The organism is Streptomyces sp. MK7 (assembly GCF_032658145.1).
Taxonomy (GTDB): domain Bacteria; phylum Actinomycetota; class Actinomycetes; order Streptomycetales; family Streptomycetaceae; genus Streptomyces; species Streptomyces spiralis.
In genome coordinates this window covers 70,467-95,195 of sequence record NZ_JAVACL010000012.1, presented here as the reverse complement: position 1 = coordinate 95,195, position 24,729 = coordinate 70,467, and the positions used below count along the sequence as shown (strand labels likewise).

Here is a 24,729-nt window from a genome sequence, read left to right as displayed (position 1 = left end):
ACCCCGACGAAAGGGCAGGAGCATGAGCTACTCCGTGGGACAGGTGGCGGCCTTCGCCGGGATCACGGTCCGGACACTGCACCACTACGACCGGGCCGGGCTGCTGTCACCCAGCGCGCGCAGCCGGGCCGGGTACCGGCTCTACGACGACGGCGACCTCGCACGCCTCCAGCAGGTCCTCTTCTACCGGGAACTCGGCTTCTCCCTCGACGAGATCGCCACCATCCTCAAGGACCCCCAGGCCAACGCTCTCGAGCACCTCCGGGCCCGGCAGCTGCGGCTGGGCGAGGAGATCGCGCGGCTGCAACGGCTGGCCGAAGTCGCCGAACGCGCCATCGAGGTCCAGCAGACCGGCGTGCCCCTCACCCCCGAGGAGCGCTTCGAGGTCTTCGGCGAGATCACCTTCGACCTCAGCTACGCCACCCAGGCCCAGCTGAAATGGGCCGACTCCCAGGGACAGCGGGAGTCGATGGCGCGGGCCGCCGAGCACACGAAGGAGGACTGGCGCCTGCTCATGCGGGAGGCGGCGGCCTGGCGCGCCGAGCTGCTCGCCGCCTTCGACGACGGCGAGCCCGCCGACGGCGAGCGGGCCATGGACCTCGCCGAGGAGCACCGTCTGCACATCTCGCGCTGGTTCACCACCTGCCCGCCGGACATGCACCGGCGCATCGCGGACGACATGGTCGCCGACCCGCGCGCCTTCGCACTCGTCGTGCCGCCGTCGCAGCAGCGCCGCGGCCTCGCCGCCTACCTGGGCAAGGCCGTGCACGCCAACGCCTCGCGCCGCACCGACCCCGAGGGGGACCGATGAGAATCCTGATAGCCGCCGCCGGCTCGAGGGGGGATGTCGATCCCTACACGGGTCTCGGCGCCGTACTGCGGCGGGCCGGACACGAGGTCACCGTCGCCGCGCCGGAGCCCTTCGCGCCGCTGGTCCGCCGGGCCGGACTGCAGTTCCGCGGCCTGCCCGGGCGCCCTGAGGCCCTGGACGGCGCCACCGGCCGGCGCGCCCTCATGCGCAGCGCCGCCGCGTTCGTCACCGAGCTCGGGCGCGGCTTCGCCGACGTCATGGACGACGCCACCGACCTGCTGGTGCTGTCCGCGACCACGGCACCGCTCGGCCGGCACCTCGCCGAGGCCACGGGCACCCCGAGTCTCGGCGCGTATCTCACGCCCACGGAACCCACCGGGGACTTCCCGCCCGTCGTCACCGGCACCCGCTCCCTGGGCCGCCTCGGCAACCGTACGGCCGGACGGTTCGCCCTGCGGATGGCCGACCGGCTCTACGACCGGGCGGTCGCCGAACTGCGCGGCCGACTGGGCCTGCCGCCACTGGGTCCCGCCGCCGCCCGCCGCCGGCAGGAAGCCGCGAACCGGACCGTCCTGTACGGCTTCAGCGAGACCCTCGTGCCACGCCCCGCCGACTGGCGGGCCGGCCTGGAGGTCGTCGGCACCTGGTGGCCGTACGTCGATCCGGCCGAGAGGCTCCCCGCCCAGCTGGAGGACTTCCTCACGGCCGGGCCGCGGCCGGTGTTCATCGGGTTCGGCTCCATGGCGAGCGGCGACGGCGAGCGGCTGAGCGGACTGGCCGTGGCGGCGTTGCGGCGCGCCGGACTGCGCGGGGTCCTCCAGTCCGGCAGCGCCGGACTCGCCGCCGAGGGGGACGACGTGCTGACCGTCGGTGACGTGCCGCACGCGCTGCTCTTCCCGCGGGTCGCCGCCGTGGTGCACCACGCCGGTGCCGGTACCTCGGCGGCCGCGCTGCGCGCCGGGGTGCCCTCGGTACCCGTGCCGGTGACGGCGGACCAGCCGTTCTGGGCGGCACGGCTCGCCGCCCTCGGTGCGGCCACGCGGCCGTTCGGGGAGCTCATCGCCGAACGGCTGGCCGACGCCCTCGGCCGCGCCGCCCGGGACGGGCGCCACGCCCACGCCGCCGCCACCGCGGCCCGCCGCATGGCGGGCGAGGACGCGGTGGGACGCACGGCGGAGGTCGTCGAGGGGTTGAAGGGCCGACGGGGAAGGGTGAGCGGTTGACGGACGAGCGGTTGAGGCACGAGTACGTGTACGGCTAGCCGGCGGCCGGGCCCGTCCAGTCCGGCTGCACGTGGCCCAGGCGTACCCGCTGCGGATGGTCGCCGACCGGCACCGAGGCGGCCTTCCGGCCGGTGGCGAAGTCGATGGCCGTGACCTGGTCGGCGCCGCTCTCGGAGACGATGCAGTCCTTGCCGTCGCCGCTGACGGTGGCCCAGTACGGCTTGACGGCGGGGACCAGCGGGCCCTCCTGCAGGCTCGAACGGTCCACGACCGTCGCGTAGTCGTCCATCGTCCCGGCGACGCAGAGCTTGGTCCCCTGGGGGTTCATCGCGATGCCGTGGTGGCGGGAGTCCAGGAGCCAGGTGGTGCGGTCGGGGTCGGTCCCGGGGTTGCCCGGCAGGGTCTTCACACGGGTGATCCGGTCGGCGGCGACGTCGTACTCCAGGAAGCCGTTGAAGAACGACACCTGGAAGTACAGCTTGGACCAGTCGGGGGTGAAGGCGGCGGGGCGGACCGCGTCGGAGAAGTCCTTCAGCCCGATCGCGTTCAGCCGGTCCCGCATGTCGATGGTCCTGACCTGCTTGAAGGTGGTGGCGTCGACGACGGTGATGTGCCGGTCGCCCTTCGTCCAGTCCCATCCCGGGCTGTCGAGCGAGGTGGTGACCTCGCCGATCGACATGTTCCAGATGTACCGGCCGCCGTCGGTGAAGACGTTCTCGTGCGGCTTGTCGCCGGTGGCGAACTCGCCCACTTCCTCGCCGGTGCGGATGTCGAGGACCTGCACCTTGTTCGCGGTGGACGCGGACACGGCGACCCGGGTGCCGTCGGGGGAGACCGCCATGTGGTCGGCCCGGTAACCGGCCACGGGGAAACGCCAGTTGACCCGGCCGGTGGCCAGGTCGATGGAGACGACGTCGGCGAAGCTCGGCCGGGAGACCACCACCGATCGGCCGTCCGGAGTGGAGTACATGTCGTCCACGTACTGGTCGTGGCCCTCGCCGACCTGGTTGCGGATGGAGGTGTAGTAGATCCACTTGATCGGGTCGGCGTTGATCTCCGCGATCCGCTGCTGCTTGTCGGGGATCACATTGACACGGCCGATCCTCGCGAAGTCGCCGGTGGACCGGATGACGTCAGCGGTGCCGTCCCAGTTGTTGCCTACGAACAGCACCTCGCGCAGCCCGTCGGAGGCGCCGGTCGCGCCGGAAGCGGCTGTCGCCGGCCCGGCGACGGTGAGGACGAGGGCGGCGGCGACGGAGCACAGGTGCCTGGTTCTGGAGGCAGGCATGACTGCTCTCCTTCCTCGGGGGATCTGAACACGGGCCCTTCCCAGTGAACTTACTCAAAAGTAAGGAAGGGTCGGGCTTCGCGACAAGATGTGTTCACGACAAGAACGGTGATCGGAGGGCGCCGCTCACCGAACGTGCCGCCACCGAGGGCGGCGTTCGGTGACTGGTTCGGCGTTTCGAAAGTTTCGAGTGGGAGATCGGTCTCCTTGCGGCCGACCTCGATGAACCCCCGTGTAGGCGCCTGCGGCGATCCCCGTGCGCTGTCGCGCACGTGAAAACGGCCCCTGCGCACGCCTTGACCCTGGTGAGCGGCCGACCTTACATTCCCCACGTCATTCGTATTCTTGATGTGCGTTCATGTATGTGATCGCACATCGGATGGGGTCACCATGCTTCAGGGCGTTCTGTTCTTTCCTGTCACTCCTTTCGCCGTAGATGGGTCGGTCGACACGGCGAAACTTTCGATCCATCTGGAGTCCGGCATCGAAGCCGGTGCGGGCGGGGTGTTCGTCGCCTGCGGAACGGGGGAGTTCCACGCGCTCGGGGTGCAGGAGTTCGCCTCCGTGGTGCGCACCGCCGTGGAGGTGGCCGGCGGCCGGGTCCCGGTCTTCGCCGGCGCGGGCGGTTCGCTGCCCCTCGCCCGGCAGTACGCGCGGGCCGCGCAGGAGGCCGGCGCCGACGGGCTGCTGCTGATGCCCCCGTACCTGGTGGCCGGGCCGCCGGCCGGGCTGGTCGCCTATGTGCGTCAGGTGGTGGCCGCCAGCTCGCTGCCGGTGATCGTCTACCAGCGCGGCACGGCCCGGTTCGACGTCGCCTCCGCCCTCGAGGTCGCGCGCCTGCCGCAGGTGGTGGGCCTGAAGGACGGCACCGGCGACCTGGACCTCCTCGGCCGGATCGTGACCGCCGTCCGGGCCGATCCGGCCACCGGCGGCAGCGGCTTCCAGTTCTTCAACGGAATGCCCACCGCCGAGGGCACCGTACTCGCCTACCGGGGCATCGGCGTCGGGCTCTACTCCTCGGCGGTGTTCTGCTTCGCCCCCGAGATCGCCCTGGCCTTCCACCGGGCCGTCACGGCCGGGGACGACGAGGTGGTGCAGCGGCTGCTGGCGGGCTTCTTCCACCCCCTGATCGCGCTGCGCGACCGCGTCCCCGGCTACTCGGTGGCCCTGATCAAGGCGGGCGTCCGGCTGAGGGGACTGGACGTGGGCGGCGTACGTCCGCCGCTGACCGACCCCGCGCCCGAGGACCTCGCCGAGCTGGAGGCGCTCATCGCGAAGGGCCCGGCCCTGGTCACCGAAGCCCGCCCGGCGGACGACGCCGGCGATGCAGGCGATGCCGACGAGGCCGACAGGACCCCCGCGGCCGCCGCTGCGGCCCAGGCGGTGGCCCGATGAGCGAGGCGCTGCGGATCACCCGCGTCGACATCACCCCCGTGGCGTTCAAGGACCCCGCCCTCCTCAACGCCGTCGGCGTCCATGAGCCCTACGCGCTGCGCGCCGTCATCGAGGTGACGACCGATCAGGGCATCACCGGACTGGGAGAGACCTACGCCGACGAGGGCCACCTGCGCAGACTGCGCACGGCCGCCGACGCGATCACCGGCATGGACGTCCACGAACTCGGCCCGATGCACCGGCGGATCGCCGAGACGCTCGGCGGGGACAACGGCAGCGACGGCCACGGACTGACCGGCATGATCACCACCAGCAGCACCGTGGACCGGGTCTTCTCCCCGTTCGAGGTGGCCTGCCTGGACATCCGGGGCCGCGCCGCCGGCCGCCCGGTCTGCGACCTGCTCGGCGGCGCCGTCCGCGACCGGGTGCCGTTCAGCGCGTACCTCTTCTACAAGTGGGCCGCGCACCCGGGGCACGCGCCCGACGACTGGGGCCCCGCCCTGGATCCCGACGGCATCGTCGCGCAGGCCCGGCGCATGGCGGGGGAGTACGGCTTCACGGCGATCAAGCTCAAGGGCGGGGTGATGCCGCCCGAGCAGGAGGTGGAGGCCGTGCTGGCCCTGCGGGAGGCCTTCCCCGTCACCCCGCTGCGCCTGGACCCCAACGCCGCCTGGACCGTCGAGACCTCGCTGAAGGTGGCCCGCGACCTCGAAGGGGTCCTGGAGTACCTGGAGGACCCCACGCCCGGCCAGGAGGGCATGGCCCGCGTCGCCCGTGAGGCCGCGATGCCGCTGGCCACCAACATGTGCGTGGTCGCCTTCGACGAACTGCCCTCGGCGGTGCGCGCCGACGCGGTCCAGGTCGTGCTCTCCGACCACCACTACTGGGGCGGGCTGCACCGATCCAAGCTGCTCGCCGGGATCTGCGACACCTTCGGTCTGGGCCTGTCGATGCACTCCAACTCCCACCTCGGCATCAGCCTGGCCGCGATGACCCACCTGGCCGCCGCCACGGAGAACCTCACCTACGCCTGCGACACGCACTGGCCGTGGAAGGACCCGGCGGAGGACGTGATCGTCCCCGGTGCGCTCGGCTTCCGTGACGGCTCGGTCGCCGTGCCCCGCGGCCCGGGCCTCGGCGTGGAGCTGGACCGCGACGCGCTGGCCCGGCTGCACGAGCAGTACCTGCGCTGCGGCCTGCGCAACCGGGACGACACCGGCTACATGCGCCGGCTGGACCCGACGTACGAGAAGAAGACCCCGCGCTGGTGACACCGGGCGGCGCCCAGCCGCCCCACCGTCACCCGTCCCCGAATCCCCTCCCGACAAGTCCCGACAAGAAGGTCCTCCCATGCACTGGCTCGACTGGGCCGCCGTCGGCGCCTACTTCCTGGTGATGCTCCTCATCGGCGTGTGGTCGCACCGGCGTGTCAACGACGTCTCCGACTACTTCACCGGCGGCGGCAAGATGCCCTGGTGGCTGACCGGCATCTCGCACCACATGTCCGGCTACAGCGCCGCCGTGTTCGTCGCCTACGCCGCCGTCGCCTACAACTACGGCATCACCGTCTACGTCTGGGCGTTCCTGCCGCTCGCCCTCGGCACCGGCGTCGGCGCCTGGCTGTTCGCGCCCCGGTGGAACCGGCTGCAACGGCGCTTCAAGGTCGCCTCGCCGCTGGAGTACCTCGCCCGCCGCTACAACATCCCCACCCAGCAGGCACTGGCCTGGAGCGGCGCCCTGCTCAAGGTCTTCGACGTCGCCGCCAAGTGGGCGTCGGTGGCCGTGCTGCTGAAGGTCTTCACCGGCATGTCGATGACCAACGGCATCCTGCTGACCGGCGTCGTCACCCTGCTGTACTGCACGGTCGGCGGGTTGTGGGCGGACGCCCTCACCGAGTTCGGCCAGTTCGTCATCCAGGGCGTGGCCGCGCTCTCGATGATGTGGGTGGTCCTCGACCGGCTCGGCGGCGTGTCGAGCCTCGGCACCCTGTGGCACCGGCTCCCGTCCGGGCACACCGACCCGCTCGTCGGCCCCTACACGGCCGGCTTCCTCACCGCGTACGTCGTCGTGAAGCTCTTCGAGTACAACGGCGGCATGTGGAACCTGGCCCAGCGCTACATGGCCACGGACTCCCCGGGCGCCGCCCGCCGCTCGGCGGGGCTGTCGGCCGCCCTGTACCTGATCTGGCCCGCCGTGCTGCTGCTGCCCGCGGTCGCCGCGCCGGTGCTCATGCCGCACATCGCCGACCCTCAGCAGACATACGCGCTGATGGCGCAGTCCTACCTGCCCATGGGCCTGGTGGGTCTCACCCTCGCCGGGATGTTCTCCCACACCATGGCCATGGCATCCTCCGACGCCAACGCCATCTCGGCGGTGGTCACCCGTGACATCCTGCCCGCCCTCCTGCCCGGCTTCCGCGACGCGAGCACCGAGCGGGGTCTGCGGGTGGCGCGGGTGGTCACGGTGGTCTTCATCGCCGTCTCCATGATCGTGGCCATCGAGGCCGACCACTTCGGCGGCGTCCTCGGGATCATCGTCGGCATGGTCGCGGCCGTCATGGGCCCGATCTCCATCCCGATGCTGCTGGGCCTGCTGCCGGCCTTCCGCCGCTGCGGGCCGCGGGCGGCCCTGGCCTCCTGGGCGCTCGGCCTCGGCGGCTACTTCCTCGTCAAGTACGGCCTGGACGGGGCCTCCCAGACCACCGTGGTCGTCACCCCGCTGGTCACCTCGCTCGTCGTCTACACCGGCCTCGGCCTGCTGCTGCCGGAACCGGACACGGAGGCCGACGCCGTCGTCGCGGCCGTCTCCGGCCCGGAGCCCGGCCCCGAGACCGCTGCTCTGAACCCGCTGGCGGAGCAGGCCTGATGCGGCCTTCGCTCCGAGCGTCGGCGCGGGGCCACCGAGAACAGACAAGACACACCAACCGAGCACAGATGGAGGTAATCCTCGGATGAAGAGATCCTCGCTGGTGAGCGTCGCGGTCGCCCTGGTCGTCGGCACGGCGGGCTTCACCACGCACACGGCGTCCGGTGCGCGCGACGCCGCGCCCCGGCAGGCGCAGGCCGCCGCCGCGACGAGCGACGCCGGCGGCCACTGGGTGGACACCTGGGCGTCCATGCCCCAGTTGACCGAGCCCGGGAACATGCCGCCCGCGCCCTTCACCCAGACCGACCGCGTGTTCGAGCACGCCACGCTGCGCCAGACCGTGCACGTCTCGGTGGGCGGGCAGCATCTGCGGCTGCGCTTCTCCAACGCGTTCGGCGGCACCGACCTGCCCGTCACCGGCGTCACCGTGGCACGCCCGGCCGACGGCAAGGCGGGCGTCGACGCGATCGTGCCGGGCAGCGCCCGGACGGTGACGTTCGGCGGGCACCAGGGCATCGACATCCCGATGGGCGCTCAGGCGGTCAGCGACCCGCTGGACTTCGATGTGAGGGCCGGGACCGACCTCACCGTGACCGTCTACCTCGCCGACGGCCAGGCCTCCACCTCCATCACCTCGCACCCCGGCTCGCGCACCACGTCCTACATGCTCGCCGGTGAGCACCTGGACGACACCGCACTGCCCGGCGCCACCACCGCCGACCACTGGTACTTCCTCAGCGGCCTGGAGGTGTGGTCGAAGAACAGCACCTCCGCCACCGTCGTGCTCGGCGACTCGCTCAGCGACGGCCGCGGGTCCACGACCAACGGCAACGACCGCTGGCCGGACCAGCTCCAGGACCGGCTGCGCTCCCGCCCCGGCACGTCGGGCATCGCGGTCATCAACGAGGCGGCCGGCGGCAACCGGATCCTCCACGACGGTCTGGGTCCGGGCGCCCTGGCCCGGCTGGACCGTGACGTGCTCGCCCAGAGCGGCGTCGATCGGCTCATCGTCTTCGAGGGCGTCAACGACATCGGTACGGCCGACGCGACCGAGCCGGCGATGAAGCAGGTCACGGACGACCTCATCGGCGCCTACCAGCAGATAGTCGCCCGCGCCCACGCCCAGGGCATCCGCGTCTACGGTGCCACCCTCACCCCGTTCGGCGGCAACGGCTACGACGACCCGGCTGGCCTCCGCGAGTCGGCGCGGCAGTCGGTCAACCGGTGGATCCGCACCAGCGGCCGGTTCGACGCCGTCATCGACCTCGACCAGGCGGCCCGTGACCCTGAGAACCCGCGCGCACTGCTGCCCGCCTACGACACCGGCGACCACCTCCACCTCAACCCGGCCGGGTACAAGGCCCTGGCCGACACCGTGCCGGTCCGCCTCTTCCAGCAGCGCCCGCAACCGGGGGACGGAGGCATCAGCCCCGCCTGACGGGGCCCGGCGCTCCACAGAGGCGGCCAGCTGGACCCGTAGGACGCGGCTGATGGCGTCGCGAAGCGCCCGTCGGCCACGGACGACATGGCCGGCCACGGACGAGGTGGCCGGCCACGCGCGAGGTGGCCGGCCCGGTCAGCTCGCCAGCCGGTCCACGGCGGCCAGCACCGGCGCGACGCCGTCCTCCCCGCGGATCCGGGCGCCCAGGACCTCGGCCCGTCGCCGGTGGGCGGTGTCCCCGGTGGCCCGTGCGAGCGCCGCGGAGAGCGCGTCCGGGGTGAGCCCGCGCAGCGGGACGGCGCAGGGGGCCACACCGAGACCCACCAGGCGCTGCGCCCAGAAACCCTCGTCGAACTGCACCGGCAGCGGCACCGCGGGCACCCCGGCGCGCAGCCCGGCCGCCGTCGTGCCCGCCCCGGCGTGATGCACCACGGCGGCCATGCGCGGGAACAGCGCCGAGTGCGGGACCTCGTCGATGGTCAGCATGTCGTCACCGGCCGCCGCCAGCCCGGCCCAGCCCCGCTGGACCACCCCGCGCAGCCCGGCCCGGCGCAGCGCGCGCACGATCGTCCCGCTGAGCCGGGCGGGGTCGGGCACGGTGGCACTGCCGAGCCCGACGAAGACCGGGGGCGGCCCCGCGTCCAGGAACTCCCGCAGCTCGTCCGGGAGCCGGTCGTCACGGTCGTACGGCCACCAGTAGCCGCACACCTCCAGACCGGCCCGCCAGTCACGGGGCCGGGGCACCACCAGCGGGCTGAAGCCGTGGTGCACCGGCAGGCGCAGCCCCGCGCGGATGCGGCGGGCGGTGCCGATCCGGGAGGCGGGCAGCCCCAGCCGGGCCCGCACGGTGGGCACGGCCGCCGAGAAGACCCGCTCCACGGCGAGGTTCACCCCGTGCCCGGCGAGACGGTTCACCGGCGCTCCCCAGTGACCGCCGCCGAGCAGCGGCGGGGCGAACTCCCGGGTGGGCGACAGGGGTTGCAGATGGGTGCCCATGCAGGGCAGGCCCAACGCCTCGGCGATGGCGTGCCCGACCGGCCCCAGGGAGCCGGACAGCAGCAGGACGTCGCTCTTCTCGGCCGCCGCGATCAGCTCGTCCGTCATGCGCGTGAGGGCCGCCCGCACCAGCCCGACGGCCCGCAGCATCTTGCCCGCGTCGGTCGCGCTGCGGTGCAGGCCCCGCCCACGCGTGGAGTGGAGTTCGGCCCGCGGATCCACCGGCAGCGCGTGGAAGCCGAGCCCCGAGCCCGCGACGAGCGGCTCGAAGCGCCCGTGGGTGACCAGGGTGACCGCATGACCCGCGCGGGCCAGGCCGTGCCCCAGTCCGGTGAAGGGGGCGACGTCTCCCCGGGAACCCGCCGTCATGATCGCTACGCGCACGACGGCCAGTATGGCCGCGCCGCCGCCCACCGCCGGTGAACGACCCGTCGGATCGCGGAGCCTTCACCCCGCGCCTTGTTCACACGCCGAGCTGCCGGGCGGCCGCGTCCACGGTCTGCTCCAGGAGCGTGGCGATCGTCATGGGACCGACACCGCCGGGCACCGGCGTGATGAGCGAGGCCCGCTCCACGGCCGAGTCGAAGTCGACGTCGCCGACGTTGCCCTCGTTGTAGCCCGCGTCGATCACGACCGCGCCCGGCTTGATGTCCTGGCCGCGGACGAGCCGCGGCCGGCCCACGGCGGCTACCACCACGTCCGCCTCCCGGACCACGGACGACAGCTCACGCGTCCGCGAGTGGCAGTACGTCACCGTGGCGTCCCGGGCGAGCAGCAGCATGCCCACCGGCTTGCCGAGGATCGCGCTGCGCCCGACGACGACGGCCCGCTTGCCGGCCAGGTCGACGTCGTAGGCGTCGAGCAGCCGCAGGATGCCACCGGGCGTGCAGGAGACGAACCCCGGCAGGCCGAAGCTCATCGTGGCGAAGGAGGCGAAGGTGACGCCGTCGACGTCCTTCTCGGGCGCGATCGCCTCGAACGCGGCCCGCTCGTCGATGTGCTCGCCGACCGGGTGCTGGAGGAGGATGCCGTGGACGGAGGGGTCCTGCGACAGCGACCGCAGCGTGCCGACCAGTTCCTCGGTGGTGGTCTCGGCGGGCAGCGCCACACGGCGGGAGTCGATACCGGCCTTGCGGCTCCGGTTCTGCTTCATCCGGACGTAGGTGACGGAGGCGGGGTCCTCGCCGACCAGCACCGTCGCCAGACAGGGCGCCGTGCCCGTGCGGTCGGTGAGTTCGGCGGCCTTCCGGGCGGTCTCCTCGACGATGCGTCGGGCGAGCGCGGTGCCGTCCATGAGCCGGGCCTGGGACATGGTCCACTCCTGAGCGTTCGACGGAATCGCCCAGGCGCGCGGCTACGACTCTGCGTGGACCGCTCCCCGGTGGTGCTCCACCTCAGCGCCAGTCACGGCCCCGCCCCAGCCTAGCCGAACCCGCCCGCCGCCCCGGCAGCGCCCGCGGCGAACGGGCACGAGCCCGGGGCCGCACGGCGCGCAGCAGGGATCTCACCAGCGCGGCGGAGGCCAGCCGCTGTGCCGCGGAGGCGGCCCGCGAGGGCCGCGGCCGGGCGGAGTGGGACCCGCCCACTCCGGCGCGGGCCGAGAAGCTCCACGTCAGCCGGGAGCTGACCTGGACCCGCGCGGCCTTCCGCCCTACTCGTCCCATGTCCGGATCATGATCCGATCGGCGATCCTGCCGTCGCGCAGTGCACCGGTGTCAAAGGCGGGGCGTGCCGTGGTCGCCATATGACCTCCCACGAAGCCATGGCCCGGCGGGAGCGGGCCGTCACGGGCCTCTCCTTCGAGCGTGCTCCGCCCGTCCGGGCCCGGCAAGCCGGATGGGGCCCGCACGCACGGGCGCGGTAGGCGCCGCGCGCGGTACCGGCGCAACGCGCGGGCGGGCGTACGGCCGGTGCGTGCCGTGCCGTGCCCGACCCGGGGAGCGGCGGTGAACCTCCCCGTCGTGCGCCGCGTTCCGTCCGCCGCGTTCTCGTCCTGTCGGGTGAGCGGGGGCCTCAGGCCGTGTCCGGGCGGGGCCGGCGGCGTTGCTGAGGGCATGATCTCCACTCGACGTATCGTCACCGTCGTCGGTCTTGCCGCTTCCGTCACGGGTCTCGCCGCGCTGCCGGCGAGCGCCGCCGACACCGGGGTCCCGGTCGTCGGCAGGCTGGTGCCGCTCAGCACGGTCGACTCGCTCGCCCGCACCGGCCTCCCCGCCGAGCCGCAGAACGCGGTCCCCTCGGTCTCCGGGCAGCTCTCCTCCCTCCACCACGTGCACGACCTCAACCAGCTGAACCAGCTCAGGCAGGTCACCGGCCTCGTCTCCCCGCTCTTCGGGCTGGTGCCCGGCATCCACTGATCCCGCGCCACGCGGTGCGGCGACCGGCCCGCCCGCCGCCGTACCGCCTGGCCGCCGGTAGTGTCGGGACCACGGACAACGGTCGACGGAAGGGACCACCACCATGGCCCAGGAAGTGCGCGGCGTGATCGCACCCGGGAAGGACGAGCCCGTACGGGTCGAGACGATCGTCGTGCCGGATCCCGGGCCCGGAGAGGCCGTCGTACGGGTCCAGGCCTGCGGCGTCTGCCACACCGACCTGCACTACAAACAGGGGGGCATCAACGACGAGTTCCCCTTCCTCCTCGGTCACGAGGCGGCCGGTGTGGTGGAGTCGGTGGGGGAGGGGGTCACGGACGTCGCTCCCGGTGACTTCGTGATCCTCAACTGGCGTGCGGTGTGCGGGCAGTGCCGGGCCTGTCTGCGCGGGCGGCCCTGGTACTGCTTCAACACGCACAACGCCCGGCAGAAGATGACCCTCACCGACGGCACCGAGCTCTCCCCGGCCCTCGGGATCGGCGCTTTCGCCGAGAAGACGCTGGTGGCGGCCGGCCAGTGCACCAAGGTGGACCCGGCCGTCTCCCCGGCCGTGGCCGGGCTGCTGGGCTGCGGTGTGATGGCGGGCATCGGCGCGGCGATCAACACCGGGAACGTCGGCCGCGGCGACTCGGTCGCCGTCATCGGCTGCGGCGGTGTCGGGGACGCCGCGATCGCCGGGGCGTACCTGGCGGGCGCGGCGAGGATCATCGCCGTGGACATCGACGACCGCAAGCTCTCCACCGCCCGCACCATGGGCGCGACCCACACGGTCAACTCCAGGGAGACCGACCCGGTCGAGGCGATCCGGGAGCTGGCCGGAGGCTTCGGCGCTGATGTCGTGATCGACGCCGTCGGCCGCCCGGAGACCTACAAGCAGGCCTTCTACGCCCGTGACCTGGCCGGCACGGTGGTTCTGGTCGGCGTGCCGACCCCGGAGATGAAGCTGGAGCTGCCCCTGCTGGACGTGTTCGGCCGGGGCGGCGCGCTGAAGTCCTCCTGGTACGGCGACTGTCTGCCCTCCCGGGACTTCCCGATGCTGATCGACCTGCACCGTCAAGGGCGCCTGCCGCTGGACAAGTTCGTCACCGAGACCATCGCCCTCGACGAGGTGGAGAAGGCGTTCGAGCGGATGCACGGCGGCGACGTGCTGCGCTCGGTGGTGGTGCTGTGATGGCCGCCCGCATCGAACGCCTCGTCACCTCCGGGCAGTTCACCCTCGACGGGGGCACCTGGGACGTCGAGAACAACGTGTGGATCGTGGGCGACGACCACGAGGCGATCGTCATCGACGCCGCGCACGACGCCGAGGCCATCGCCGCCGCGGTCGGCGACCGACGGCTGACCGCCATCGTGTGCACCCACGCGCACAACGACCACATCGACGCCGCACCCGCCCTCGCGGACCTCACCGGTGCGATGATCTGGCTGCACCCCGACGACCTGCCGCTGTGGAAGATGACCCACCGCGACCGGGACCCCGACGAACACCTGACGGACGGCCAGGTGATCGAGGCGGCCGGCGCCGACCTCACCGTCCTGCACACCCCCGGCCACGCGCCGGGCGCGGTCTGCCTCCACGACCCCGGGCTCGGCGTCGTCTTCACCGGCGACACCCTCTTTCAGGGCGGGCCGGGCGCCACCGGCCGTTCCTACTCCGACTTCCCGACGATCATCGACTCCATCCGCGACCGCCTTCTCACCCTGCCGCCGGAGACGAAGGTCCTCACCGGCCACGGCGATGCCACCACCATCGGCACGGAGGCCCCGCACCTTCAGGAGTGGATCGCCCGCGGTCACTGAACGGCGGCGACGCACCGACGCAGCCGACAGGAAGACGACCGAAAGACGACAGAAAGACGACAGTAGATGTCCGGCTTCCGCGCCACCCTCGACGAGGACACCGCAGGAAGACGCACAGGAGGCCGGACATGTCACGTCCACGTCCACGTTCACTGGAGGGCAAGGTCGCGCTGGTCGCGGGAGCGACACGCGGCGCAGGCCGCGGCATCGCCGTGGAGCTCGGCGCGGCCGGCGCCACCGTGTACGTCACCGGACGCAGCACACGCGCCCAGCGCTCCGAGTACGACCGCCCCGAGACCCTCGAGGACACCGCCGAACTCGTGACCGAGGCCGGCGGCCACGGCATCGCCGTCCCCACCGACCATCTGGAACCCGACCAGGTCCGCGCCCTCGTCGAGCGCGTCGCACACGAGCAGGACCGCCTGGACGTCCTCGTCAACGACATCTGGGGCGGCGAGAAGCTCTTCGAGCGGGACACCCCCGTCTGGGAGCACGACCTCGACAACGGTCTGAGGCTGCTCCGCCTGGCCGTGGAGACACACGCCGTCACCAATCACCACGCCCTGCCCCTGCTGCTGCGCCGGCCCGGCGGCCTGGTGGTGGAGATGACCGACGGCACCGCCGAGTACAACCGGGACACCTATCGCGTCAATCTCTTCTACGACCTCGCCAAGGCGTCCGTGCTGCGTATGGCCTTCTCCCTGGGCCACGAACTCGGCCCGCGCGGCGCCACCGCGGTCGCGCTCACCCCCGGCTGGCTGCGTTCGGAGATGATGCTCGACCACTTCGGGGTGCGGGAGGAGAACTGGCGCGACGCCCTGGAGCAGGTGCCCCATTTCGCCATCTCCGAGACTCCGCGCTACGTCGGCCGGGCCGTCGCCGCCCTCGCCGCCGACCCGGACGTGGCGCGCTGGAACGGTCGGTCGCTGTCCAGTGGCGGGCTCGCCCAGGTGTACGGCTTCACCGACGTGGACGGCAGCCGCCCCGACGCCTGGCGGTACCTGGTCGAGGTGCAGGACGCGGGCAAACCGGCGGACGCGACCGGCTACCGGTGAGCGGACCCATTCGGCCGGCATGGACGGCAGCGGTACTCACGCGGCCGGTACTGACGGCAGTGGCGTACGCGCCCCGTGGCCCGGCGGCAGCCCCAGGTCCGACCGTACGGCGGCGTAGTAGCCCTCGCGCGCGGCGCGCTGCTGCGCCAGCAGCGCCCGCCAGGCTTCCGGCTCCCGCCGTTCCCGCCGTCCCTCGCGCACGAACCGCTCCATCTCCAGCACCACCGCCACCCACACCCGGGCCTTCTCCACCGCCTCCTTGCCGCCCAGCATGATCAGCGTCTCGCCCGAGGGCTCCCGGGCGACGGCCGCCTCCGCCGGCAACGGCTGGGCCTCCGCCATCGTCAGGGGGTGCGGATGCGGGTCGGCGCCCAGATGGGAGGCCACCCGGTAGGTCAGCGTGACCGTCTGCTTCAGCGAGCGCGCGTAGTCGGAGTACACCGAGAGCCGCCGCTCCTCCCAACGTGCCGTCCGCTCCCGGAGGAACCGCGCCCGGTCGCTGCGCACGACCGCCAGATACGAGCCCAGCGCGCCGATCACGACGCCGATGAGGGCGGGGAGTTGCTGTATGAACGCGGACATGACCGTACGGTATCTGCCCAAACGATCGCCGCGACGGTAGGTTCTGCCCATGACGGACACGAGGCGGTTCGAGGGACACGGAGTGCTCGTCACCGGTGCGGCCCGCGGCATCGGCGCGGCCATCGCCCGGCGACTGGCCGAGGAGGGGGCGCGGGTCCTGGTCACCGACGCCGACGCGACCGTGGCGGAGAAGACCGCGGCGATCCTGCGCGAGCGCGGACTGGCGACCTGGGCGTACCGCTGCGACGTGGCCGACGGGGACTCCGTGGAGGCGGCCGTCGCGCACGCGGTCGACGCGTTCGGCAGGCTCGACGTGCTGGTCAACAGCGCGGCCCACTGCACCCCCGACACCCCGCTCTTCGAGGACGGCACGGACGAGGACTGGGCGCGCGACCTCGACGTCACCCTGACCGGCGCCCACCGCTGCTGCCGCGCCGCCCTGCCCCACCTCGTGGCGTCCGGCCGGGGCGCGATCGTCGGCATCGGCTCGGTCAACGCCGCCCAGGACTTCGGCAACCACGCCTACAGCGCCGCCAAGGCGGGCCTGGTCTCCCTGACCCGCACCCTCGCCGGGCACGCCGCCGCCCGGGGCGTACGCGTCAACCTCGTGATGCCGGGCACGGTCCGCACCTCGGCGTGGGAGGGACGGGACGCCGAACTCGACCGGATCCGCGGGCTGTATCCCCTGGGGCGCGTCGGGGAGCCGGACGACATCGCCGCCGCCGTCGCCTTTCTCGCCTCACGCGACGCGGCCTGGATCACCGGCACCACCCTCACCGTCGACGGCGGCCTCACAGCCGTCAACGCCGGCTTCCGGACCGCCCTTCGCACCCCCTGACACCAACCCCCTTACACCAACCCACTGACACCAGGGGCGCACCGGCACCCGGCGGGCGATCACCGGGTGCCGAAGGTCACTGTTTCATTTCGGCATGAAGTGGCTTACAACCGATCTCTCCCCATAGCGGTCTATGTGTCCGAGAGCGCGGAAACGCGAACGCACCACGGGGGAGAGAAGGACCACGATGAGGAACATCGGCAGGCGCGGAGCCGTCGTACTCGGCATCACGGGGATGGTCGCGCCGCTCACGCTCGCGCTCGGCGCCGCGCCGGCGCAGGCGGCGAGCTGTACGACGAAGAGCGGGCCGTACCAGAAGCAGGTGGAGAAGTTCCTCGGCCGCCGCGTCGACGGACGCCAGTCGGCCGCCGACTGCACGGCCATACGCGCCTTCCAGGCCAAGCACGGCATCACCCCGAACATCGGGTACGCGGGGCCGGTCACCTGGGGCGTGATGGATCTCATGAACAAGCAGAAGGCCGTGGGAAAGAAGCCCAACAAGGACGGCAAGTGCCCGACGAACAAGGGCCGCATCGCCTGCGTCAACCTCACCGTGCAGCTGAGCTGGATCCAGGACGGCGGCAAGCTCGTGTACGGGCCCGTGCCGGTGCGCACCGGTCGCGACGGCTACGAGACCCGCACGGGTCTCAAGAAGATCTACTGGCGTGACATCGACCACGTTTCGACCCTCTACAACGTGCCGATGCCCTACAGCCAGTTCTTCGACGGTGGCCAGGCGTTCCACTCGGTGGGGCTCAGCGTGTGGAACCCGCCGGGCTCCCACGGTTGCGTGAACATGACCAGGAAGGACGCCAAGAAGTACTGGACGCTGCTGAAGAAGGGCGACGACGTCTTCGTGTACGGCCGCAAGCCCGGAACCTGAGGTCCAAAGAGGCGGGTTGCGCCGGTTTCACGTGATGAGCAACACGGTCCGGAATGTCCATATGGCGTGCACTTACTCACAGCGCCTTCACGTCCAGCGGCATATGCTTCACACCATGTCCACCACTGTTGAAGCCGCCTCCGAGCGATCGGCCGCGGAGGTCAACGAGGAGATCCGGGCCTTGTGGCGCCGGTCGGGCGGGACACTCACCACCGAGCAGCGAGAGCTGTACCAGCGCCTCGTCATGGAGTGGGCCACGGCCGCTCCGCACTCGGACAGGGCCGCCTGACCGGACTCGCGGGCACCCCCGCCGCACGCGGAAACAGGGTGCCCCGACCTCGGCGCACCGGCCTCTGTCCGCACCGACCGCCACCGGTCCCGTCCGGCACCGCTCCCGGCATCGTCCCCGTCAGCCCCACGTGGCCGAGTAGTACCGCTGGTACGCCTTCCTGTCCTGCTCCGAGCGGATCCACCGGGTCGCCACCAGCGCGATCAGGCTGCCGGCGATGACCAGCAGCCCCGGGCCGACGTTCCTGGGGTCGGTGAGCCGGGCGAGCAGCGTCGCCCGGGTCGTCGCGCCCGTCACCGGCGCCGACGTCCCGGGGGAGACGGCGCCGGGCGCGATGGCGCTGTGGGTGGCCGGAGCGGACGGGGTGGACGGGGCGCCGGAGGAAGCGGTGCCCTGGCCGGCGCCCTGCTGCGGCGCCGACACGATCAGTTTCACGCCCAGCGCGGTCAGCGCCTTGGTCACGGGCTGGAAGAACGTCGTACCGCCCGTCGTGCAGTCGCCGCTGCCCCCCGAGGTCACTCCCAGAGCGATCCCCTCCGAGAACAGCGGGCCGCCGCTGTCCCCGGGCTCGGCGCACACCGTGGTCCGGATCAGGCCGGTGACGGTGCCCTCCGGATAGTTCACCGTCGCGTTCAGCCCCGTCACCTCACCGTCGTGCAGCCCGCTGGTACTGCCGCTGCGGAACACCCGCTGCCCCACCGCCGGATCGCCCGCGCCCGTGATCCGCACCCCGTTGCCCCCGCCGATCGCCACCACGTCCGCGCCCGGCCCGGCACGGCCGGAGTCGTACTTCACCAGCGAGAAGTCGCTGCCCGGAAAGCTGCCGCCGACCGTCGTGCCCAGTTGCCGGCTGCCCTGGCCGTCCGCGAACCAGATGGAGCCGGTGGGCCCGCAGTGACCGGCGGTGAGGATGAAGTCGCCGCGCCCGTTCGTCACGTTGAAGCCGGCCGAGCAGCGCCCGCCGGTGGACAGAATGGGCTGTGCCCCGTTGAGCCGGGTGGTGAACCGGCCCTTGGTGCGCTCCATGTGCACGAACGAGCCGATGCCGTCGGCGACTTGGGACATCCGCGCCCAGTCGCCGGTGGAGACGGTGCTGTCCGCCTCGACCGTCACCCGGTTGGTCCGGTAGTCCGTCACCCATGCCGTGCCGGGCACCCGGGGCGCCGCGCGCAGAGCCGCCGTGGCCGACCTCAACTCGTCCATGCTGTGCCGCACGACCCTCGCCTCGGCCCCCGCCCGCCGGACCTCGGCCGCGGCCCCGGTGTCCGTGACGGCTACGACCGGGCGGCCGTCGGCGCCGATCCAACTGCCCGCCGTACGCGCCGTACCCAGCCGGGCCACCAGATCGGCACCCGCCGAGGCGGCCGTGGTGGCACCCGTGGCGGCGGCCGGCCGTACGGAGCCGGGCGCGGCACCGGCGGCGCCGGGGGCCTCGTCCGCCATCGCGGCCTGCGCGACCATCGCTCCTCCGAGGAGGAGTCCCGCCACGGCCGTCAGCCGTGTCACTCGCCTCACGACCCGTCGTCGTGCGTGCCTCATGCGTGGCTCCCGAACACCGAACACTCCCAACGCCGCGCGGCGCTCCGGTCCTTGGGCGCCCATACTCCATACGCGCCGCGGCACGCCGGCGTTCAGCCCCTGCGCAGTCCCTGCCGTCGTGCGTCCGCGTCATCCCAGGGCGTCGGTGAGGCCGCCTGTGCCGGGCGGACGAAGCCGCTTATCTTGGGCGCATGAACAGGATCCCGAACGACCCGACCGGTGGGCCGGATCCCCTCAGCGCCCAACTGGCACGGCTCGCGGCCGGCAAGTACCTGCTGCTCACCAGCTACCGGAAGAACGGCACCCCGGTCGCCACCCCGGTGTGGGTGGTGCGGGACGGCGACGCGCTCGGCGCGTGGACGGCGGCCGACTCCTGGAAGGTCAGGCGGATCCGCAACCGCGCCGACGTCCTCGTGGGCCCCTGCGACCTGCGCGGCCACCCGACGGGCGATCAGGTCCCGGCGACCGCCGAGATCTGCGACCCGGCCACCACCGCCCGCTACCGGGGCCTGATCGCTCGCAAGTACGGCCTCGTCGGCCGCCTCACCCTGCTCGGCAGCCGGTTGCGGCGGGGCGAGCGGGGGACCGTCGGGATCCGGGTGACCCTCACGCGCTGACCGACGCGCGAGGGCCACCCGGGACGGCACGGTCCCCGTCCCGGCGGGAGGCCCCGCCCCGGCAGGCGACCCCCCGGTCCCGGCGGGAGACCCTGCCCTGGCAAGAGGCTCTGGCCGGACGGGAGTTGTCCGGCGGGACAGGCCCTACGACGCGTCCAGCACCGTGCCCGTCAGCAGCGCGCCGCCCTCCTGCGGCTCCCAGGAGTCGTCGGTCAGCTGGAAGCGCACCGACTCGGCCGGCTCCTCGACCCGGTCCTGAGCCGTCGGGACCGTCACCTCGGTGCTCACCTCGCCCGGCCGGAAGCCCGCGACCAGATACAGGCCCCGCACCTGGGACAGCGGGCGTTCTGGGTCGGGCGACTCGCCGGAGACGTCCCGCAGCCACCCCGCGTCGACGTCCTTCGTGGACAGCTGAGGACCCTGCGGGACGGGCCGTACGAGGAAGGCCGCCAGGATGTCGGTGTCGGCCGGCGCCGACAGGCCGATCCGCCACTTCAGGGGCTTGCCCTCGGTGACCCGGTCGGCCACGGGCGTGACCGTGACGGTGGGCCGCGGGTCGTCGTTCTCGACGGTCACCCCGCCCCGGTGCGAGCCGACCACCGAGGTGTGCACCGCCTTCACCACCACGTCGTACGGCAGATCCTCACCGAAGCGCGTGTTGCCCTGCACCCGCACCGGCACGTCCACGGCGTGGCCGCCCGGCCGTACCGTCACCAGCCGGTCGCCGGCCTTGCCCGTAACCGGGTCCAGGACGTACAGCCGTATCTGCCCGGTGCCGTGGCCGGAGACCCGCACCGGCACCCGGTAGGTGCGCACGCCCGAGTCGCCCTCCTTGACCGTGAGGCGGCCGATGTCGACGCGGGGCAGCGCGGCCGCCCGTACCGCCGGGGTGCCGGGGCGCCAGCCCCAGGCGTCCATCAGCCAGGCACGGCCCGAGCGGCTGCGCGGTGTCAGCTCCAGCGCCGCGATCCTGCGCAGGTCGAGCCCGGCGCGGGCGGCGGCGGTCAGCGGGACGCGCAGCTCGCGCGCCCAGTAGGAGGCGGTCCGCTCGGTGCCCGGCAGTCCGTCGACGCTCACCCGGCCGAGCACTGCCCGGCGGCCGGAGGCATCGGTGAGGGCCACGTCCAGCCGAGTGCCGGAGGTGTTCGGCGGCACGAAGAGGCGCAGCGCCAGCCTCCCGGAACCCTTCAGCGACACGGGCGCGGCGTACCGTATCCGTGCCGTCGGTCCGGCGGCGGACCAGCGCAGCGCGACCGCGCGGCGGCCGGTCTCCCGGGCGGTGTCCCACTGGGCGAAGTGCGGTGACAGGCCGGCGGTGCCGGAGCCGAGGCAGGCCGCGGACGGGCTGGGGTCCACCGCCGAGCACAGCCGGCCCCCGGTCACCGAGACCGCCCCGTCCGGCAGGAGGCCGCCGGTGCGGCCGGCGCCGACGGCGTGGGTGAGCACGCGCGCCGGGTCCGCGGACGGCGCCCGGAGACCGGAGCCGTCGAGCAGCGGGCGCACCCGGTCGTCCCCGGCGACGAACAGCCGGGCCGCCGCGGCGATGTAGGTGGCGCCGGCCCGGTGCTGCTGGTCGGCGGTCAGCCGGGTGCGGGTGCCCGGCGAGCAGACCGGGTCCCGGTGGTCGGGGTCGTCGTAGAAGTCGTCCTCGGCGGGCGCCTGCGCCTTGCCCGGGGTCCACTCGGTGTTGAAGAAGTTGTGGTCGGCGCCGACCACGTACACCGCGCTGTGCAGGGCGGTGCCCCGGCTGACACCGCGGGTGCCGTCGACGTACACCTCGCCCTGAAGGTCGGAGACGTCGCCGTCGCAGCCGGGCAGGATCGTCGCGGACGGCACGTCGGCGACCGGATTCTGGCCGAAGATCGTCGGACCGATCAGCACGGTGCCGCTGATGTGCCAGCGGGCGGGCCCGTGGTAGCCGTCCTGGTCCGCGGGCGGCGGGTAGAGGCTGTCCATGGCCGCCCGGTTGACGCCCTCGCCGCCGCGCGAGTGCCCCGTCAGCAGAACTCGCGACAGGTCCGCCGTCGGCGCGCGGCGTACGGCGTCGGGTGCGGAGGACGGGTGGCCGGCCCAGTCGGCCCACCGGGCCAGATGCTGTCTGACGAGCGAGGATCGGGCCTGGGCGCCGCCGTCCTCGGCCGCCCAGTCCTGCCCGTTGATGCCGTTGGCCGAGATCGACACCGTCACATAACCCTGCGAGGCCAGGAGCCGCTGGTCCTGGAGATAGCCACGGTAGCCGGGGATCGGCCGGGTGCCGGCCGGGCAGGGCCAGTCGCCGGTGACCTCCTCGCTGTGCGGCTTGTAGCAGGTGGCGTGGCGGCCGTGCAGGAACAGCGCGAGCGGCCGGCGGCCGGCGGCGCCCTGCGGCGCGACCACCACGCCCCGCATCTCGACGGGGGCCGGGAACCCGGGCAGCCGCACCGCCTTGAGGCTGTACTCGCCCGTCACGGTGCGGTACGGGCCCGGTCGGCCCGGGTCGACGCCGTTCGCGGGGAGCGGCGCGGGCGGCCGCACCGCGGCGAGGGAACTGCGGCCGGGTGCGTGCGCCGTGGCGCCGGAGGTGTCCAACCGCCGCCCGGCGGCGCGGACTTGCAGGCCGTCCAGGTCGGTGGTGCGGGCCTTGCCCAGGGCAAGGCGGAAGGTGCGGCCGTCCTCGCCGGGCCTCGGGCGCCCGATCAGCCGGTCGCCCGCGTAGAACTCGACACGCGCGTCACCCATGGGCACCGCAGTGGCCGAGTGCCACTCCAGCTGCCGGGCGGTCCCTTCGCCAGTGACACGCCATCCCGGCGGAAGCCCGCCGCCGTCGGCGCTCGACGCGAACGGCCCGTCGGCATGGGGCGGTTGAGGCTGCGCCGACGCGGGCGCCGGCCCCGCCATGGCGAGCAACGCCACGGCGGTGACACCTATGCACCGGGCACGGATCCGGGCACGGATCAATGGTCCCCTCCTTGGAATCCCCGGCAGGCGCGCACGTCCTGCCGCACACGAGCTCAGACGCCCCGTCGGTCCCGAGGGCCGCTCGCGTCCCGGAGGACGGGGCTGCCGGGCTGTGGGTTGCCTGTGCAGGGAAGCGGGGCGGCGCCGGCGACACGATCACGCCAACCGGGGGCGAACCGGTGGTTCCGGGCCGGGGGTTGCGGTGGTCCGACCTGGGGCGGACGGGCAGATGGAGCCGGGATGACACATACGTTCCGCGGGTCGTTTCTCCGCGTGGCGGCGTTTCGCGGGATGTGCCTCCGGCTAGTTTGTGGGCGCCGCGGACAGGGCCGGCACCGCCGGCCGGCCGGTGTCGCGGCGGGTGTGACGGCGTCGCTGACGTGACGGAGCTGGTGGAGTGAAGGGAATCCTGGCCCGGAGCCGGGGGATCGGCGAGTGGCTCACCGCTCGCGCCGGCTGGTGTCTGGCCGGCTCCCTGGCGCTGTATGTGCTGACCGTCGCCACGCATCCGCCCCACCCGCTGGACCTGCGCGTCTACCGCGAGGCCTCACCGCACGTGCTCTCGGGCGGTCTGTACGACTACGTGGTGCGCACCGGTCCGCCCATCCCCGAACTGCCGTTCACCTACCCGCCCTTCGCCGCGCTGCTGTTCCTCCCGCTGGCACACCTGCCCTGGGCGGTGCTGGTCGCGCTGTGGCAGGCGGTGTCCCTGGCGGCCCTGCTCGTCATCACGGTGTGCGCCCTGCGGCTGCTGTCCCCGGGCCCCGGCGCCCGCGTCCGGGATCTCGCCCTGCTCTGGGCCGCCGCCGGACCCTGGCTCGAACCCGTGCGGCACACCCTCGACCAGGGCCAGGTCAACCTGGTGCTGGGCGCTGTCGTCCTCGGGGGACTTGCCCTGTCCGGTACGGCGGCGGGGCGCGGCGCGGCCGTGGGTCTGGCGGCGTCGGTGAAACTGACCCCGGCCGTCGGCGGACTGTATCTGCTGGCCACCCGGCAGTGGCGCGCGGCGGCTTGGGCGGCCGCGACCGGCTGTGCGACCGTGGTCCTGGCCTGGTGCGTCGCCCCGGACGCGTCGGCACGGTACTGGTCGGACCTGGTGACGGACACAGGGCGGGTCGGCCCGGTGTGGTCGGTGCGCAACCAGTCCCTGCGCGGAGCGCTCACCCGGCTGCTCGGCCCCGACGTGACGGACTCGGCCCTGTGGTGGGCGGCGCTGGCCCTGGTGACCCTCTCGGCGGCCTGGGCCCTGCACCGCCGCGTCCGGCGGAGCGACCTGCTCGGCGTCCTGGTCACCGTGGAGCTGTACGGGCTGCTGGTGTGCCCCATCTCCTGGAGCCACCACTGGATCTGGTGCGTGCCCGCCATGATCTGGCTGGCCCACGGCCCCGGCCGGCGGCGACCGCTCAGCCGGGTCGCCCTCGCCCTGTGGGCGCTGGTCACCGTCACCCGCCTCGTGCCGCGTCTCATTGGTGCGGAGGACCGGCTGGCGCACCCCGGCCCGTACCCCGAGCTCCTCGCCTGGCCGGGCAGCGTCTACGCCGTCTGCGCGGTGCTGACCTTCCTGGCCCTGGCCCTGGGGGGTGTTTCGCCGACCACGCCGGGCTCGCGGCGCCTGGCACCGCACCTCGCGGCGTTGTCGTCGGTCGCCGATGCTCCGGATCGACTCCCTCCTGCGCCTTGCGGTGCTCCCCCACTGCCTGAACGGCGTGGGAGGTACCCCCACCGCCGGCCACCGCTCCCTGATCCGGCCTGATCGACGAGAAACCCCTAGGACCGGCCCGGGAGGAACAGCGTG

General features: G+C 73.1%; 21 protein-coding genes and 1 riboswitch. Of the genes, 15 read left to right on the top strand and 6 right to left on the bottom strand.

Annotated features, from left to right (window positions below; all coding sequences use genetic code 11):
- Positions 1–22: 22 nt before the first annotated feature.
- The gene (locus R2S09_RS16265) at positions 23–811 is read left to right on the top strand and encodes a MerR family transcriptional regulator (RefSeq protein ID WP_316741700.1); all 789 of its coding nucleotides are present in this window, start codon (positions 23–25) and stop codon (positions 809–811) included.
- Complete coding sequence (locus R2S09_RS16260; protein ID WP_316741698.1) at positions 808–2,034, top strand: glycosyltransferase; 1,227 nt, start codon at positions 808–810, stop codon at positions 2,032–2,034. Before R2S09_RS16265 ends, R2S09_RS16260 begins: the two co-directional genes overlap by 4 nt.
- Before the next feature lie 34 nt (positions 2,035–2,068).
- Here the strand turns inward: R2S09_RS16260 and R2S09_RS16255 are convergent, their stop codons facing one another.
- Positions 2,069–3,322 (bottom strand): YncE family protein, encoded by a 1,254-nt coding sequence (locus tag R2S09_RS16255; protein WP_306191133.1) that lies wholly within the window; start codon positions 3,320–3,322, stop codon positions 2,069–2,071.
- A 390-nt stretch (positions 3,323–3,712) separates the two neighbouring features.
- Here R2S09_RS16255 and R2S09_RS16250 point away from each other — a divergent pair, with 390 nt between their 5' ends.
- From R2S09_RS16250 to R2S09_RS16235, 4 genes are all read left to right on the top strand, one after another.
- On the top strand, positions 3,713–4,717 hold the full coding sequence (locus R2S09_RS16250; protein WP_316741695.1) for a 5-dehydro-4-deoxyglucarate dehydratase: 1,005 nt from the start codon (positions 3,713–3,715) through the stop codon (positions 4,715–4,717).
- The gene (locus R2S09_RS16245; RefSeq protein ID WP_316741693.1) at positions 4,714–5,988 is read left to right on the top strand and encodes a glucarate dehydratase family protein; all 1,275 of its coding nucleotides are present in this window, start codon (positions 4,714–4,716) and stop codon (positions 5,986–5,988) included. Before R2S09_RS16250 ends, R2S09_RS16245 begins: the two co-directional genes overlap by 4 nt.
- A gap of 79 nt (positions 5,989–6,067) precedes the next feature.
- Complete coding sequence (locus R2S09_RS16240) at positions 6,068–7,582, top strand: sodium:solute symporter family protein (protein WP_316741692.1); 1,515 nt, start codon at positions 6,068–6,070, stop codon at positions 7,580–7,582.
- Between the two features lie 85 nt (positions 7,583–7,667).
- The gene (locus R2S09_RS16235) at positions 7,668–9,020 is read left to right on the top strand and encodes an SGNH/GDSL hydrolase family protein (RefSeq protein WP_316741691.1); all 1,353 of its coding nucleotides are present in this window, start codon (positions 7,668–7,670) and stop codon (positions 9,018–9,020) included.
- Positions 9,021–9,158: 138 nt separating this feature from the next.
- On the opposite strand, the gene R2S09_RS16230 is transcribed toward R2S09_RS16235, so the two are convergent.
- Positions 9,159–10,388 carry a glycosyltransferase gene (locus R2S09_RS16230; RefSeq protein ID WP_306191150.1) on the bottom strand — a complete coding sequence of 410 codons (1,230 nt, stop codon included), beginning with the start codon at positions 10,386–10,388 and terminating at the stop codon, positions 9,159–9,161.
- A gap of 94 nt (positions 10,389–10,482) precedes the next feature.
- Positions 10,483–11,331 (bottom strand): bifunctional 5,10-methylenetetrahydrofolate dehydrogenase/5,10-methenyltetrahydrofolate cyclohydrolase, encoded by an 849-nt coding sequence (locus R2S09_RS16225; RefSeq protein WP_306191138.1) that lies wholly within the window; start codon positions 11,329–11,331, stop codon positions 10,483–10,485.
- Between the two features lie 21 nt (positions 11,332–11,352).
- Positions 11,353–11,437, bottom strand: a riboswitch (ZMP/ZTP riboswitch).
- 636 nt (positions 11,438–12,073) lie between these two features.
- Between R2S09_RS16225 and R2S09_RS16220 the strand changes: the two genes are divergently transcribed.
- The 4 genes from R2S09_RS16220 to R2S09_RS16205 all read left to right on the top strand — a co-directional run bounded on the left by R2S09_RS16220 (position 12,074) and on the right by R2S09_RS16205 (position 15,249).
- Positions 12,074–12,376 carry a hypothetical protein gene (locus R2S09_RS16220; RefSeq protein ID WP_316741690.1) on the top strand — a complete coding sequence of 101 codons (303 nt, stop codon included), beginning with the start codon at positions 12,074–12,076 and terminating at the stop codon, positions 12,374–12,376.
- A gap of 103 nt (positions 12,377–12,479) precedes the next feature.
- A complete protein-coding gene (locus tag R2S09_RS16215) occupies positions 12,480–13,565 on the top strand; it encodes an S-(hydroxymethyl)mycothiol dehydrogenase (RefSeq protein WP_316741689.1) in 1,086 nt (361 codons plus the stop codon).
- On the top strand, positions 13,565–14,194 hold the full coding sequence (locus R2S09_RS16210; protein ID WP_306191141.1) for an MBL fold metallo-hydrolase: 630 nt from the start codon (positions 13,565–13,567) through the stop codon (positions 14,192–14,194). Before R2S09_RS16215 ends, R2S09_RS16210 begins: the two co-directional genes overlap by 1 nt.
- A 128-nt stretch (positions 14,195–14,322) precedes the next feature.
- Positions 14,323–15,249 carry an SDR family oxidoreductase gene (locus R2S09_RS16205; RefSeq protein ID WP_316741688.1) on the top strand — a complete coding sequence of 309 codons (927 nt, stop codon included), beginning with the start codon at positions 14,323–14,325 and terminating at the stop codon, positions 15,247–15,249.
- Positions 15,250–15,285: 36 nt separating this feature from the next.
- On the opposite strand, the gene R2S09_RS16200 is transcribed toward R2S09_RS16205, so the two are convergent.
- Positions 15,286–15,831: a hypothetical protein gene (locus tag R2S09_RS16200; protein WP_316741686.1), complete on the bottom strand. Its 546-nt coding sequence runs from the start codon at positions 15,829–15,831 to the stop codon at positions 15,286–15,288.
- Between the two features lie 49 nt (positions 15,832–15,880).
- Between R2S09_RS16200 and R2S09_RS16195 the strand changes: the two genes are divergently transcribed.
- The 3 genes from R2S09_RS16195 to R2S09_RS16185 all read left to right on the top strand — a co-directional run bounded on the left by R2S09_RS16195 (position 15,881) and on the right by R2S09_RS16185 (position 17,841).
- Positions 15,881–16,669, top strand: a complete 789-nt coding sequence (locus tag R2S09_RS16195; RefSeq protein WP_306191143.1) for an SDR family NAD(P)-dependent oxidoreductase — start codon at positions 15,881–15,883, stop codon at positions 16,667–16,669.
- Between the two features lie 187 nt (positions 16,670–16,856).
- Positions 16,857–17,552, top strand: coding sequence for a L,D-transpeptidase family protein (locus R2S09_RS16190; protein ID WP_316741685.1), 696 nt, complete (start codon positions 16,857–16,859; stop codon positions 17,550–17,552).
- A 103-nt stretch (positions 17,553–17,655) separates the two neighbouring features.
- Entirely contained in the window at positions 17,656–17,841 is a 186-nt protein-coding gene (locus R2S09_RS16185) for a hypothetical protein (RefSeq protein WP_306191212.1), read from the top strand.
- A 120-nt stretch (positions 17,842–17,961) separates the two neighbouring features.
- Here the strand turns inward: R2S09_RS16185 and R2S09_RS16180 are convergent, their stop codons facing one another.
- The gene (locus tag R2S09_RS16180) at positions 17,962–19,380 is read right to left on the bottom strand and encodes an alpha-lytic protease prodomain-containing protein (RefSeq protein ID WP_316741683.1); all 1,419 of its coding nucleotides are present in this window, start codon (positions 19,378–19,380) and stop codon (positions 17,962–17,964) included.
- 191 nt (positions 19,381–19,571) lie between these two features.
- On the opposite strand from R2S09_RS16180, the gene R2S09_RS16175 reads away from it, so the two are divergent.
- On the top strand, positions 19,572–19,997 hold the full coding sequence (locus R2S09_RS16175; RefSeq protein WP_306191210.1) for a PPOX class F420-dependent oxidoreductase: 426 nt from the start codon (positions 19,572–19,574) through the stop codon (positions 19,995–19,997).
- Between the two features lie 144 nt (positions 19,998–20,141).
- Here R2S09_RS16175 and R2S09_RS16170 read toward each other — a convergent pair whose 3' ends face one another.
- Positions 20,142–22,874, bottom strand: coding sequence for a hypothetical protein (locus R2S09_RS16170; RefSeq protein WP_316741779.1), 2,733 nt, complete (start codon positions 22,872–22,874; stop codon positions 20,142–20,144).
- 457 nt (positions 22,875–23,331) lie between these two features.
- Between R2S09_RS16170 and R2S09_RS16165 the strand changes: the two genes are divergently transcribed.
- Positions 23,332–24,687, top strand: a complete 1,356-nt coding sequence (locus R2S09_RS16165) for a glycosyltransferase 87 family protein (protein WP_316741681.1) — start codon at positions 23,332–23,334, stop codon at positions 24,685–24,687.
- Positions 24,688–24,729 lie beyond the last annotated feature (42 nt).